Annotated in this window: 12 protein-coding genes; 7 read left to right on the forward strand and 5 right to left on the reverse strand. The window is 59.9% G+C overall.

The window, feature by feature from the left end; all coding sequences use genetic code 11:
- Positions 1-152: 152 nt before the first annotated feature.
- From hmgA to V6F78_RS19120, 4 genes are all read left to right on the forward strand, one after another.
- Entirely contained in the window at positions 153-1,457 is a 1,305-nt protein-coding gene (gene hmgA, locus V6F78_RS19105) for a homogentisate 1,2-dioxygenase (RefSeq protein ID WP_047292333.1), read from the forward strand.
- Between the two features lie 2 nt (positions 1,458-1,459).
- The gene (fahA, locus tag V6F78_RS19110) at positions 1,460-2,764 is read left to right on the forward strand and encodes a fumarylacetoacetase (protein WP_047292334.1); all 1,305 of its coding nucleotides are present in this window, start codon (positions 1,460-1,462) and stop codon (positions 2,762-2,764) included.
- Positions 2,765-2,774: 10 nt separating this feature from the next.
- On the forward strand, positions 2,775-3,413 hold the full coding sequence (maiA, locus tag V6F78_RS19115) for a maleylacetoacetate isomerase (protein ID WP_047292336.1): 639 nt from the start codon (positions 2,775-2,777) through the stop codon (positions 3,411-3,413).
- Positions 3,414-3,531: 118 nt separating this feature from the next.
- Positions 3,532-4,554, forward strand: coding sequence for a Glu/Leu/Phe/Val dehydrogenase family protein (locus V6F78_RS19120; RefSeq protein WP_047275527.1), 1,023 nt, complete (start codon positions 3,532-3,534; stop codon positions 4,552-4,554).
- Positions 4,555-4,656: 102 nt separating this feature from the next.
- Here V6F78_RS19120 and V6F78_RS19125 read toward each other — a convergent pair whose 3' ends face one another.
- Complete coding sequence (locus V6F78_RS19125; RefSeq protein ID WP_047273413.1) at positions 4,657-4,914, reverse strand: YebG family protein; 258 nt, start codon at positions 4,912-4,914, stop codon at positions 4,657-4,659.
- A gap of 256 nt (positions 4,915-5,170) precedes the next feature.
- On the opposite strand from V6F78_RS19125, the gene V6F78_RS19130 reads away from it, so the two are divergent.
- The gene (locus V6F78_RS19130) at positions 5,171-5,671 is read left to right on the forward strand and encodes a phosphate-starvation-inducible protein PsiE (RefSeq protein WP_047273414.1); all 501 of its coding nucleotides are present in this window, start codon (positions 5,171-5,173) and stop codon (positions 5,669-5,671) included.
- Between the two features lie 77 nt (positions 5,672-5,748).
- Here V6F78_RS19130 and V6F78_RS19135 read toward each other — a convergent pair whose 3' ends face one another.
- The 4 genes from V6F78_RS19135 to V6F78_RS19150 form a co-directional block, all read right to left on the reverse strand.
- Positions 5,749-6,177 (reverse strand): HPF/RaiA family ribosome-associated protein, encoded by a 429-nt coding sequence (locus tag V6F78_RS19135; protein ID WP_047273415.1) that lies wholly within the window; start codon positions 6,175-6,177, stop codon positions 5,749-5,751.
- 202 nt (positions 6,178-6,379) lie between these two features.
- The gene (fecA, locus tag V6F78_RS19140; protein ID WP_332728008.1) at positions 6,380-8,716 is read right to left on the reverse strand and encodes a TonB-dependent Fe(3+) dicitrate receptor FecA; all 2,337 of its coding nucleotides are present in this window, start codon (positions 8,714-8,716) and stop codon (positions 6,380-6,382) included.
- A 95-nt stretch (positions 8,717-8,811) separates the two neighbouring features.
- Positions 8,812-9,777 (reverse strand): FecR domain-containing protein, encoded by a 966-nt coding sequence (locus V6F78_RS19145; RefSeq protein WP_047292339.1) that lies wholly within the window; start codon positions 9,775-9,777, stop codon positions 8,812-8,814.
- Positions 9,774-10,262 carry a sigma-70 family RNA polymerase sigma factor gene (locus V6F78_RS19150; RefSeq protein WP_047280069.1) on the reverse strand — a complete coding sequence of 163 codons (489 nt, stop codon included), beginning with the start codon at positions 10,260-10,262 and terminating at the stop codon, positions 9,774-9,776. Before V6F78_RS19150 ends, V6F78_RS19145 begins: the two co-directional genes overlap by 4 nt.
- Positions 10,263-10,443: 181 nt before the next feature.
- On the opposite strand from V6F78_RS19150, the gene V6F78_RS19155 reads away from it, so the two are divergent.
- Both V6F78_RS19155 and V6F78_RS19160 read left to right on the forward strand, forming a co-directional pair.
- On the forward strand, positions 10,444-10,998 hold the full coding sequence (locus tag V6F78_RS19155; protein WP_080960300.1) for an RNA polymerase sigma factor: 555 nt from the start codon (positions 10,444-10,446) through the stop codon (positions 10,996-10,998).
- A complete protein-coding gene (locus tag V6F78_RS19160) occupies positions 10,998-11,984 on the forward strand; it encodes a FecR family protein (protein ID WP_332728009.1) in 987 nt (328 codons plus the stop codon). Before V6F78_RS19155 ends, V6F78_RS19160 begins: the two co-directional genes overlap by 1 nt.
- Positions 11,985-12,050 lie beyond the last annotated feature (66 nt).

The following is a 12,050-nucleotide window of genomic DNA, read 5'->3' on the forward strand; positions in this document are numbered from 1 at the left end:
ATCTCGGGATGAATGGGCGTCTTTATAGCTTGACGCTAATCGGCAATCAAATTACGTTATGCGTAATTGAATTACGATAAAAATAATGCAGTGGTGCGCGCACTGATTCAGCGCTGAGCGCAGTTAACTGCTTTCTCCACTCTGGAGGCTCCATGACCCTCGAACTGTCCTCGTCGACCCTTGAGTATCAATCCGGGTTCGGCAACGAATTCTGCAGCGAGGCACTGCCCGGCGCCTTGCCGGTTGGCCAGAACTCCCCGCAAAAAGCCCCTTACGGCCTGTACGCCGAATTGTTGTCGGGCACCGCCTTCACCATGACCCGCAGCGAAGCGCGCCGCACGTGGATGTACCGCATCCAGCCGTCGGCCAATCACCCCGCGTTCAGCAAACTTGAGCGGCAACTGGCTGGCGCCACGCTGGGCCCGGTGACACCGAACCGCTTGCGTTGGAACCCGCTACCGATCCCGGATGCGTCGACTGATTTCATCGACGGCCTGGTGGCAATGGCTGCCAACAGCACGGCAGACCAGCCTTCAGGCATCAGCATTTATAACTACTGCGCCAACAGCTCGATGCAGCGGGTGTTTTTTAACGCGGATGGTGAACTGTTGATCGTGCCTGAGCTGGGCCGCCTGCGGATTGCCACTGAGTTGGGGCGTCTGGACCTGGCGCCGCTGGAGATTGCGGTCATTCCGCGCGGCATGAAATTCCGCGTTGAGCTGCTGGATGCGCAGGCGCGCGGTTATGTGGCTGAAAACCACGGCGCGCCGTTGCGCCTCCCGGACCTGGGGCCAATCGGCAGCAATGGCCTGGCCAATCCGCGAGACTTCCTGAGCCCGGTGGCGCACTACGAAGACCGTCAGCAACCGACCCAACTGGTGCAAAAATTCCTTGGCGAACTCTGGGGCTGTGAACTGGATCATTCGCCCCTGAACGTGGTCGCTTGGCACGGTAACAACGTGCCGTACAAATACGACCTGCGCCGTTTCAATACCATTGGCACGGTCAGTTTCGACCATCCCGACCCGTCGATTTTCACGGTATTGACCTCGCCCACCAGTGTTCCGGGCCTGGCCAACCTGGACTTCGTGATCTTCCCGCCCCGCTGGATGGTGGCTGAAAATACGTTCCGGCCACCGTGGTTTCATCGCAACCTGATGAATGAATTCATGGGCTTGATTCAGGGCAGCTACGACGCCAAGGCGCAAGGGTTCCTGCCCGGCGGCGCATCGTTGCACAGTTGCATGAGCGCCCACGGCCCGGATGGCGAAACCTGCAGCAAAGCCATTGCGGTCGACCTGCAACCGAGCAAGATCGACAACACCATGGCCTTCATGTTCGAGACCAGCCAAGTGTTGCGTGCGACCCGGTACGCCCTGGAATGCCCGCAACTGCAAACTCAATACGACGCGTGCTGGGCCTCCTTGCCCGTCACCTTCACCCCGAACCGGAGATAAGCATGACCCAGTCCACTCTTGCCCGTAGCTGGATCGCCTCTGCCAACGGGCACAGCGATTTCCCGTTGCAGAACTTGCCCTTGGGCGTGTTCAGCCTCGCCGGTTCGACACCCCGCAGCGGTGTTGCCATCGGCGACCACATTCTGGATCTGGAAGCGGGGCTGGCGGCCGGTCTGTTCGAAGGCCAGGCCAAGGTGGCTGTCGAAGCGACACTGGGCGGCACATTGAATGCCCTCTTCGCATTGGGCCGCCGTGCCCGGGTCGCGCTGCGCGAGCGTTTGATCGAACTGTTCGTTGAAGGCAGCACGCTGCGCGCAAAGATCGAAGCGCAGAGCACCACCCTGTTACCACTGGCTGCCGATTGCACAATGCACCTGCCAGCCCGAGTCGGTGATTACACCGATTTTTACGTGGGCATCGAACATGCGAAAAACGTCGGCAAGTTGTTCCGTCCCGATAACCCGCTGTTGCCCAACTATAAATACGTACCGATTGGTTACCACGGTCGGGCGTCCACCCTCCGCGCGTCGGGCACCGAGGTGCGTCGCCCTAAAGGTCAGACCCTGCCAGCAGGCCAGACCGAGCCGAGTTTTGGCCCGTGTGCCCGTCTGGACTACGAGTTGGAGCTGGGTATCTGGATCGGCCAGGGCAATGAGATGGGAGATGCCATTCCTGTCAGTGAGGCGGGCGAGCATATTGCCGGTTTTTGTCTGCTTAACGACTGGTCGGCCCGGGACATTCAGGCGTGGGAATATCAACCGCTGGGCCCATTCCTGTCGAAAAGCTTCATTACCTCAATTTCACCCTGGGTGGTGACGGCCGAAGCGCTGGAGCCATTCCGTCGTGCCCAGCCCCAACGCCCGGAGGGAGATCCACAGCCGCTGGCGTACCTGCTGGATGAGCAGGATCAGGCCACTGGCGCGCTCGACATCGAACTGGAAGTGCTGCTGCTGACACAGGCCATGCGCGAACAAAACCTGGAACCTCATCGCCTGGGGCTGAGCAATACCCTGAACATGTACTGGACGGCCGCGCAGTTGGTGACGCACCACAGCGTCAACGGTTGCCAACTGCAAGCCGGTGACCTGTTTGGTTCGGGCACGTTGTCGGGGCCTGAACGCTCGCAATTGGGCAGCCTGCTGGAACTCACCGAGGGCGGAAAACACCCGGTCGAATTGGCCTCCGGCGAAGTGCGTAAATTCCTTGAAGACGGCGACGAAATCATTCTGCGTGCCCGTTGCACCCGTGATGGTTTTGCCCCGATCGGGTTTGGCGAATGCCGTGGCAAGGTGATCGCGGCGCGTTAAGGAGCGAGTCATGGAACTCTTTACCTACTATCGCTCGACGTCCTCGTATCGGGTGCGTATCGCGCTGGCGCTCAAGGGGCTGGATTATCAGTCGGTCGCGGTCAACCTGATCGCGGCCGGGGGCGGTGAGCATCGCCAGCCACACTACCTGAAGCTCAACCCGCAAGGCCGTGTACCGGCTTTGCGAACGGATGATGGCGATGTGCTGACCCAGTCCCCGGCCATCATCGAATACCTCGAAGAGCGTTATCCGCAGCCGCCGCTGCTTTCTGACAACCTGATCACCCGTGCACATGAGCGCGGCGTGGCGAGTGTGATCGGGTGCGATATTCACCCGTTGCACAACGTCAGTGTGCTCAATCAACTGCGTGCCTTGGGGCAGGGCGAAGGCCATGTCACGCAGTGGATCGGCCACTGGATTTCTTCAGGTTTAGCCACCATTGAGCAGTTGATTGGCGACAGCGGTTTTTGTTTTGGCCCGCAGCCGGGCCTGGCAGATGTGTACCTGATTCCTCAGTTGTATGCGGCCGAGCGTTTTAGCGTGTCGCTGGCAGGTTATCCACGCATCGCGCGCGTGGCGCAACTGGCCGCGCAACATCCTGCGTTCATCAACGCGCACCCGTCACGGCAGCCCGATACCCCGGCTTGAGCCCAGCAACATATGCCCGAAACCGCACAGGTGGTTCGGGCTTATGCCTGCGCACTTCAACGACTTTTCAGGCGACGCCTATACTGGCGATTACCTGTCACCTCTCGAGGGCCGGAACATGTTTGCTCTCATGCAAAGCGCTCGTCTGGAGTCGCTTCATCTCAGTGTCGACCCGGTCACCGGGCTCAAAGCGGTGATTGCCATTCACAACAGTCAATTCGGGCCTGCACTGGGCGGTTGCCGTTATCTGGCTTACCCCGATGACGAAAGTGCGATCAATGATGCGATCCGCCTGGCCCAAGACATGAGCTACAAGGCGGTACTGGCCGGACTGGCAGCGGGCGGCGGCCAGGCCGTCATCATGCGCGCCCCGCATGTTGAAAGCCGTGCGGCCCTGTTTGAGGCATTCGGCCGTTGTGTCGAGCAACTGGACGGACGCTACATCACGGCCATCGACAGCGGAACGTCAACGGCCGACATGGACTGCATCGCCCAATACACCCAACACGTCACCAGCACCACTGCGGCGGGCGATCCCTCGCCTCATGCCGCGATGGGGGTGTTCGCGGGCATTCGCAGCACGGCGTCATGGCGACTGGGCAGCGATAACCTGGAAGGGTTGCGGGTAGCGATTCAGGGGTTGGGCAAGGTCGGATTCGCGCTCGCTGAACAACTGCACGCAGCAGGCGCCGAGTTGCTGGTCAGCGACACCGACGCGGGCAAAGTGCGACTGGCGATGGAGCAATTGGGTGCGCACCCCATTGCCCCGGAAGCCTTGCTCAGCACCCCGTGCGACATACTCGCGCCCTGTGGTCTGGGCGGCGTGCTCAACTGGCACAGCGTGGCGCAATTGCGCTGTTCGGCCGTGGCGGGGTGCGCCAACAACCAGCTGACCAACTTGCAGGTGGGCGACCAACTGGAGCGCCGGGGCATTCTGTATGCGCCGGACTACGTGATCAATTCGGGCGGTTTGATCTTCATGGCGTTGACCCATCAAGGGGCGCAACCTGAAGCCATCAACCAGCAACTGCTGCGCATCAGCGAGCGACTGACTGGCATTTATGCCCACGCACAAGCCGAAAAGCGCTCACCGGCAAGGGTGTCGGATGAACTGGCGAAAAAAATGTTGTACGGCGAATAACCTGTAGCGCATGCCTCGGGGCTCGATTGATTGCCCGCATGCCGGTCGGTCACAAGGTCGGGCTCTGCTCGCTGGCCAGAGCCCGGTGACGGCTGCAGGTGTTTACTCGCTGTCAGTCAGCAGCTCAGACAGGGCGTCCGGCTGGCTCTTGAAGGCCTTGGCAAAGATATCGCGATTTTTCGCCATGTAGATGCCTGCTTCTTCGACTTGCTGCTCGTTCAGGGACGGCACAGCTTTTTGCAACACTTCAGCCAGTAACTCTGCCAGCTCCAGCATTTTGTCATGACGGTCAGCTTCGGCTTTATCCATGAACAAACGCTCCAGATCTCGGCTGCTGCGGTATACCACTTCGACGGCCATTTACCACCTCATATGCCTTCACGATAAGTTGTCTTGCTATTACTGTATTTATATACAGCTAAAAGGATAAGCCAATCGCCAGCATTTGAATAGCGGCTTTTTTACTCTAGCTGCAATTGGGGTGTGAAGCGCAGGGCGGACGTGTCTAATGGCGCCCGGCCACCTTCTCATTCGCGGTGCTGGCCTTTTTTCTGCATGCAAAAAGTGTCATGAGCATCGCGGATTATCCGTTCGAGTCGTTTCAAGGAGCTGCATCGTGAGAGTGAACAAAGCCGAAAAACTACGGCGCCAGGTCCATGAACTGGCCGAGTCGATGGGCAACCTGTTTGTCGAAACCTTCCATTATTTGGCGCTGTTCGCCATAGGCGCGGTCACGGCCTGGGCCGCCGTGATGGAATTTTTGCAAATGGTGGAAAAGGGCAATATCAGCATTGACGACATCTTGTTGTTGTTCATCTACCTCGAACTGGGCGCCATGGTCGGGATTTATTTCAAGACCAACCACATGCCGGTGCGCTTCCTGATCTACGTGGCGATCACGGCGTTGACCCGTTTGCTGATTTCCAACGTGTCGCACCACAACCCGCCAGACATGGGCGTTGTGTATTTGACGGGCGCCATTTTGTTGCTGGCGTTTGCGATCCTGGTGGTGCGATATGCGTCTTCGCAGTTCCCGTCCGTGAAGATCGAGAACCCGCATCGCAAGACAGGCGCAGGCTCGGGCGAGCACCCTGAAGTGGAGAAGGGCGAGCTGTAACGCCACGTTCGGCACACAAAAAAGGGCGGGTCTACCGAAGTAGACCCGCCCTTTTTTAGTGCGTCCTTTTGGCTAAATCAGCTGATTTTGTCGAGTTCTTTTTCTTTCTCCAAAAACTCTTCTTCCAGCAAATCGTCAGCGCTTTCTTTGGGTTCTTTTTCTTCAAACCCTTCAACCGCCAGTTTTGGCGAATGCTTGCCACGCAGTTTGCCGAACAGATGTTCCAGCGCGTTCTCCAGTTTTGCTGCAGCGCCTTCCACGGCTTGCGTCAGCGAATCGGCGTCCTGGGAAACGGAAATCGGTTGATGGCCTTTTGGCCGTGCTTCCATCTTGCAGCGTTTGTCCTTAGGACCGGACTTGCCACCATTCTCATCACTCAGATGCACTTCGACCCGAGTCAGGTCCTCCAAGTGGCGTTCGAGCGTAACCTCAACAGTTGCTTGTACCCATTCCTGAGTGCGTTTGTCGCTGTCGATGTGTTTATCGGAAAAGACGTTAATTTGCATAATGCTTCCCTTATTTCAGCTTGCTCGAGTGAGTTGTGACGGCCTCGAGTGGACAAAGGTTCATCGTCATCGCTCAGTGACAGTGTTTGAGCCGATGAGCAAATATTTCAAGCACTATTTTCAGCAAACGTTGCGCACTGTGATCGGCGTCAGTCTTTGGCAGCAATAGAGGCCCGGGCAGCCGGGCCTTTAACGATTTGAATCAAAATGCGACAGATGTCTGCAGGTACACGGTACGCGGTTCTCCCACGTACTTGCCCTTGTTGTTGTCGTCGAACGAGCGGGTGAAATACTCGTGGTTCAGGATGTTTTTGACCCCGACGGCGACGTTGAGGTCCGCCAGTTGTGGACCGAAGTCGTAGCCCACGCGGCTGCTGAACACCATGTAGCCAGGGATCTTTCCGGTGCTGCCGTCAGCGCTTTCAGCGCGTGTATTGGCATTGTCCGCAAACTGATCGGTCTGGTAGCTGCTGTCGAGGTTGGCTTTCCACGGCCCTTGCGTATAACCGATGCCCAAGGTGCCTTTGTTTTTGGAGGAGAAGGGCACACGATTGCCTTTGTTAGGCCCCTCTTCGCGGATAGTCGCATCCACGTAGGCATAGGTGGCATAGACATCAAACCCGCTGAGTATCGGGCTCACGCCCTCCAGCGCGTAATTGAGACTCGCCTCGATGCCCTGATGCCGCGTCTTGCCCCGGGCAATGACGGTGTCGGTGGTCTGGTTGCTGTCGTACTGGTTATTGAAATTGATGAGAAACGCGCCGATCTCCGCCCGCAGGTTGCCATTGTCATAACGGGTGCCGAGTTCCCACGTACGGGCTTTTTCCGGTTTGACCTCGCCGCCGCTGACCCGGTTTGGCATCTGGCTGTATTGCACACTGCCAAACGAGCCTTCGGTGTTGGCGTAAAGATTCCAGCTGTCGTTGACGTGATACAACACGTTCAGTGCGGGCAGCGGCGTGTTGTAGTCGCCTTTGTATTTAACGTGGGTCAGCAGGTTGGTCTGCTGCTGTTCAATCATTTCGTAGCGAATACCGGGTGTGAACGTCCATTTGCCGATGTCGATCTTGTCATCGATGAAAAACGCGTGAGACTCGGTCTCACCCCGTGTGTCACGGTCATTGCGGCTGTTGGTGGTCGGTAATTGATTGGCAGCAATCGGGGTGCGATAGCGCAGTTCATGCCCGGCTTCGTTGATATAGCGATAGCCGACGCCGACTTCATGGGTGGTGTTGCCCAGATCGAACCCCTGGGAGAAGCGTGTTTCGATCCCGCGCACCCAGTACTCACGGGGTGACAGTGACAGGAAGGTGCCCTGGTCCAGATAGCCGCTGCGCAGGGTTTTGGTGAAGAAGCTGTTGACCGTGAATTCGCGACGCGCTTGCTGATAGCGGTAACCGACGTTGACCAGCGTGCGACGGCCCCAGAATTTGTCGTTGGGGCGTGTCGACTGATACGGATCCGCTTTGTAGGCCGCTGTACTCAAACCGCCCGGCATGTCGGCTTCGCCGTCGTAGTATTGCGCCATCGCGTGCAGGCTGTTGGCGTCATCGATTTGGTAATTGCCTTTGAGGATCAGGTCATCGATGCGGGTGTCGCTGTGTTCGCGCCAGTCGCCGCCGCGCGTGCCGGAGTAGAGCAGCGCACCGCCCAAGCCATTGTCGGCCGTGCCGCCCGCCAGCACGTTACCGGTGGTCTTGAAGCCGTCGTGGCTGGACGACGGGCTGGTCTCGGTCTGAAAGCCGGCCTTCACCGTGGGCGCGTCGGGAATGGCGCGGGTCACGAAATTGACGATCCCGCCCACGTTTTGCGGGCCGTAGCGCACTGCGCCGCCACCCCGAACCACGTCGACCGCGTCCATATTGCCCATGCTCACTGGGGCAAACGACAACTGTGGCTGGCCATAGGGCGCGAACGGCACGGGAATGCCGTCCATCAACACGGTGGAGCGGGTGGCCAGACGCGGGTTGAGGCCGCGAATGCCGAAGTTCATGGCCATGTCATGGCTGCCGGTGCCGTTGTTTTCGGGCGCGTTGACGCCCGGGATGCGGTTGAGCACGTCCCGCGCCGAGGTGGCGCCCTGGCGCTCGAAGTCTTCGCGGCGAATCACGTCCCGGGCGCCAGGGTGTTCGAACACATCGGTTTGAGCCGCTTCGCCCAACCAGTCGCCGACCACTGTGGAGGCGCCCAGCTCGATGCTTGCGGGCACTGCGGGCGTGCTTGCCGGTTGCAGGCTGAACGCACCTTCACCCTCCGCGCGGGCTTGCAGGCCAGTGCCTTCGAGCAGGGTGTGCAACCCTTGTTCGGTGCTGAAGTCACCGTCGAGGCCACGGCTTTGCAGGCCGCTGGCAGTGGCCGAACCGAATGAAATCAGCACACCGGCTTCGCGACCAAACTGGTTCAGTGCGGCCTCCAGGGAAGAAGGCGCAATGTGATAGGTCCTGGCGTCGGCCAGCGCAGGGGGCAGTGCGCCCAGGCTGAGGCTGGCGCCCAGCACCAGGCGGGCCAGTGGAGAAAGACGTGAAGGCTGAACAGGCATGACGGGTTTCCGAGAAGGTAAAAGGTTAGGGGGCTTACCTGCTCTGTCACGCGAGATGTGAAATCGGCTCACGGCGGCCCATAAAAAATAGCGGCTTAAACGTTGGACTCAACCGTCACCCAATAACGGGTAAACCGCTTGACCCGCACGGGCAGACTGACGTGCAGCAGATCGAGCACGCGTTCAGTGTCGTCAATCGGGTAGGTGCCGGAAATCAGCAGGTTGGCGACTTTGGGATCGCAATGGAGCTGGCCGCGACGGTATCGGCTCAGTTCGGCGATAAAGTCTTCCAGGCGCATGTGCGCGGCCACCAAAATGCCATCGGCCCACGCGCCGCTGCCCGCGTCGAGTGCGTGTGGGGTGCTCCATGCCTGATGGGTAAAGCTCACCTGCTGGTGCGCTTCGAGTTGCAACGGGCTGCCGGGGTAAGCCTGTGGCGCCAGTTGCACGCGCCCTTCAAACACGGCGATGTGGGTGCGGTCGCGGAATTGGCGCAGGTTGAAACGCGCCTTGTCCGGCTGCAACACACCGTGAGCCGTGTGCACGTGCAAGGGGCGCGCCTCTTGAGCGACGGTCATTTGCACCTCGCCGTCGAGCAAGCGAATCAGCCGTTGTTGTGCATCGAATCTCACGTCCACCGAACTGCCGGTGTTCAGGCGGATCTGGCTGCCGTCGTGCAGGTTCACAGTGCGCCGTTGGCCGATCGGGCTGCTGTAATCGGCCAGCAGCGGGGTCAGCGGCAGTTGCTCGCGCAGGCCGTAGGTCATGGCCGCCCCGGCGCCCAACAGCAGCAACAGTTTCAGGGCCTGACGCCGGGTACGGGTCTGCGGGGCGTTCAAGGCCGCGTGGGCGAGGGGCGACGATAACCCGCGCAGGCGCTGGTTGACTCGCTGAATGTGGTCCCACGCCCGCTGGTGTTCAGCATGGGCGTCGAGCCACTGTTGCCACGCGCGCTGGCGCCGCGGGCTCAGCGCGCCGCCTTGCATTTCCACCAGCCAGCTCACGGCCTGTTCAGCGACCTGTGGTGCGATCTCTGGCGGGGTGTTGAAGACGCCGTTCATAGCGCGAAATAGCAGCGCATGGCGGCTTTGTTCAAATGACGTTTGACGGTCGCAATCGAAATGCCCAGTTGCGCAGCGATGTCGGCGTAGCTGAGGCCATCGACTTGTGCGAGTAAAAAGGCACGCTTGACCGGGGACGGCAGGCCGTCGAGCAATTGGTCCAGCTCCATCAGGGTTTGCAGGATGATGGCGCGCTCTTCTTCACTGGGCGCCAGCGCTTGCGGTTGCTCGGCCAGGGCCAGCAGATAAGCACGCTCAAGGTCTTGGCGACGGTAATGATTGAACAGCACGCGCTTGGCGACGGTGGTCAAAAACGCCCGTGGCTGCGCGATGTCCGGCGTCTCCCGTGCCGTGAGCAATCGCATGAACGTGTCTTGTGCCAGGTCGGCGGCGCCTTGCGGGCAGCCGAGCTTGTGCCGCAGCCATCCCGTGAGCCAGCGGTGGTGGTCCAGATACAGGCCTTCAATGGTATTTGACTGCGACAACCACCACCCCGAGTGCACCGAACGCGCTTTAGAGAACAAGAATTGTTCGCATTGTAGGGGTGAGCCCTTGTCTTGAGCAATCACTGACGATCTTCAGGCAGATGCGCAGGCCGTCATCTGCTTTTGCATATGAGAATATTTATCATTAGTATCGCTTTTCTTTAGCCCACCTTCGACGCCCATGAATCCTCCCCAACATCAGGAAGGCCCTGACAGCGAATCGCGCCATGGACGTGCGCATTTCCTTCAGGTGTTTCTCTCCCAGCGCCCGCAAATGGAAGCCTTGGTCAGTCGTCGCGTGGGCTGTCGGGCCACGGCGGCGGATCTGGTGCAGGATTTGTTCGTGCGGTTTTGGCGTCGTCCGCTGGTGCAGGTCGAAGAATTGGGCACCTATTTATTGCGTTGCGCGGGCAATATCGCCATTGACCATTTGCGCAGCGAAGGCTCGCGCGGGCGGATCAATCAGCACTGGCAGCAAGACGCTGACACCCACGGCTGCGAGCCGCAGGCTGCGTTGGAGGCGGGCAATGATTTGCGTCAAGTCGAGGCTGCCTTGCGCGGTTTGCCGGAACGCACGCGGCATATCTTTTTGCTCAACCGCATTCATGGCCGCACCTATGCCGAGATCGCCAAGGTCATGGGCGTGTCCCAAAGCGCCGTGGAAAAACATATGATGCGCGCCCTTGAGGCCTGCAAGGCCAGCTTGCGTGAGCCGCCGACCGGGAAAGCACCGTGATGAACCGTTCGACGATTGAGGTAACGCCCGAGCAAGAGCGCACCGCGCTGGCATGGTTGAGCGTATTGCACGACCAGCCCGACAGCGGCGATCAGGCCACCTTCAGCCGCTGGCTGCACGCCGACCCCGCCCATGCCGAGGCCTACGCACACGCCCAGGTGGTGTGGGAGTTGAGCGAAGTGGCGGGCAGCCGGTTGGCCGAAGAAGAGGCGCTGGTTATGCAGCGCTACCTGTCGGCCATGAACGTCTCGAAACGCAACCGCGTTTGGCAATGGTCCAGTGGCATGGCCGTCGCGGCGTGCCTGCTGCTGATGCTCGGGGTGTTCGCCGGGTGGCAACCGGCGCGCTGGATCGACGACCTGGGCGCCGATTATGTCAGTGCGCCAGGTCAGGTTCGGACCCTGACACTGGCGGACCAATCCCGGGTCACGCTGGATGCCGACAGTGCCATTGCGGTGAACTTCAGCGGCGGCGAGCGGCATGTGCAATTGCGACGTGGCGTGGCGTTTTTTCAGGTCAGCCACACGGGCGAGCCTTTTGTCGTGGACGCCCAGAACGGCGAAGCGCGAGTGCTGGGCACCGAATTTGAAGTGCGCAGACACCCTCAAGGCGCGCAAGTGACGGTGCTGTCCGGGCGCGTCGGCGTGAAGGCCGATCCGCACGCGCCGCAGCAGATTCTCAGCGCCGATCAGCAAGTGGCGTATGACGGCGGGGTGTCGGGTGCTGTGCAAGGGGTCGACAGCAATGCTCGGCTGGGCTGGCGATCAGGCTGGCTGACCTATTCGAAAACCCCGCTGGTGGACGTGGTGGCCGATCTCAAGCGCTACTTCCCGGGCCAGATCGTACTGTTGAATACCGAGTTGGGGCAGCGACGTATCAGCGGCAGCTTCCCCAGCCATGACCCCCAGGCCGTGCTCAATTCGCTGCAAGGTGTGCTGGGGTTTGAACAGCACACCGTGTTCGGTCGATTGATCGTGTTGCGATGACACGGCCCTCCCCTTGGCCCTCTCCCCGTCAGAGGGCCAGGGGGAGGAGAAAACGGCGCAATTATT

The sequence above is a fragment of the Pseudomonas sp. ESBL9 genome, from assembly GCF_036668715.1.
GTDB classification, from domain to species: domain Bacteria; phylum Pseudomonadota; class Gammaproteobacteria; order Pseudomonadales; family Pseudomonadaceae; genus Aquipseudomonas; species Aquipseudomonas lundensis.

Excerpts from the sequence above, each read along its gene's own strand:
- fahA (WP_047292334.1), top strand. The coding sequence starts at position 1,460 with ATGACCCAGTCCACTCTTGCCCGTAGCTGGATCGCCTCTGCCAACGGG.
- fecA (WP_332728008.1), bottom strand. The coding sequence starts at position 8,716 with ATGCCTGTTCAGCCTTCACGTCTTTCTCCACTGGCCCGCCTGGTGCTG.
- V6F78_RS19160 (WP_332728009.1), top strand. The coding sequence starts at position 10,998 with ATGAACCGTTCGACGATTGAGGTAACGCCCGAGCAAGAGCGCACCGCG.
- V6F78_RS19145 (WP_047292339.1), bottom strand. The coding sequence starts at position 9,777 with ATGAACGGCGTCTTCAACACCCCGCCAGAGATCGCACCACAGGTCGCT.
- hmgA (WP_047292333.1), top strand. The coding sequence starts at position 153 with ATGACCCTCGAACTGTCCTCGTCGACCCTTGAGTATCAATCCGGGTTC.
- V6F78_RS19125 (WP_047273413.1), bottom strand. The coding sequence starts at position 4,914 with ATGGCCGTCGAAGTGGTATACCGCAGCAGCCGAGATCTGGAGCGTTTG.
- V6F78_RS19120 (WP_047275527.1), top strand. The coding sequence starts at position 3,532 with ATGTTTGCTCTCATGCAAAGCGCTCGTCTGGAGTCGCTTCATCTCAGT.
- V6F78_RS19135 (WP_047273415.1), bottom strand. The coding sequence starts at position 6,177 with ATGCAAATTAACGTCTTTTCCGATAAACACATCGACAGCGACAAACGC.
- V6F78_RS19155 (WP_080960300.1), top strand. The coding sequence starts at position 10,444 with ATGAATCCTCCCCAACATCAGGAAGGCCCTGACAGCGAATCGCGCCAT.
- maiA (WP_047292336.1), top strand. The coding sequence starts at position 2,775 with ATGGAACTCTTTACCTACTATCGCTCGACGTCCTCGTATCGGGTGCGT.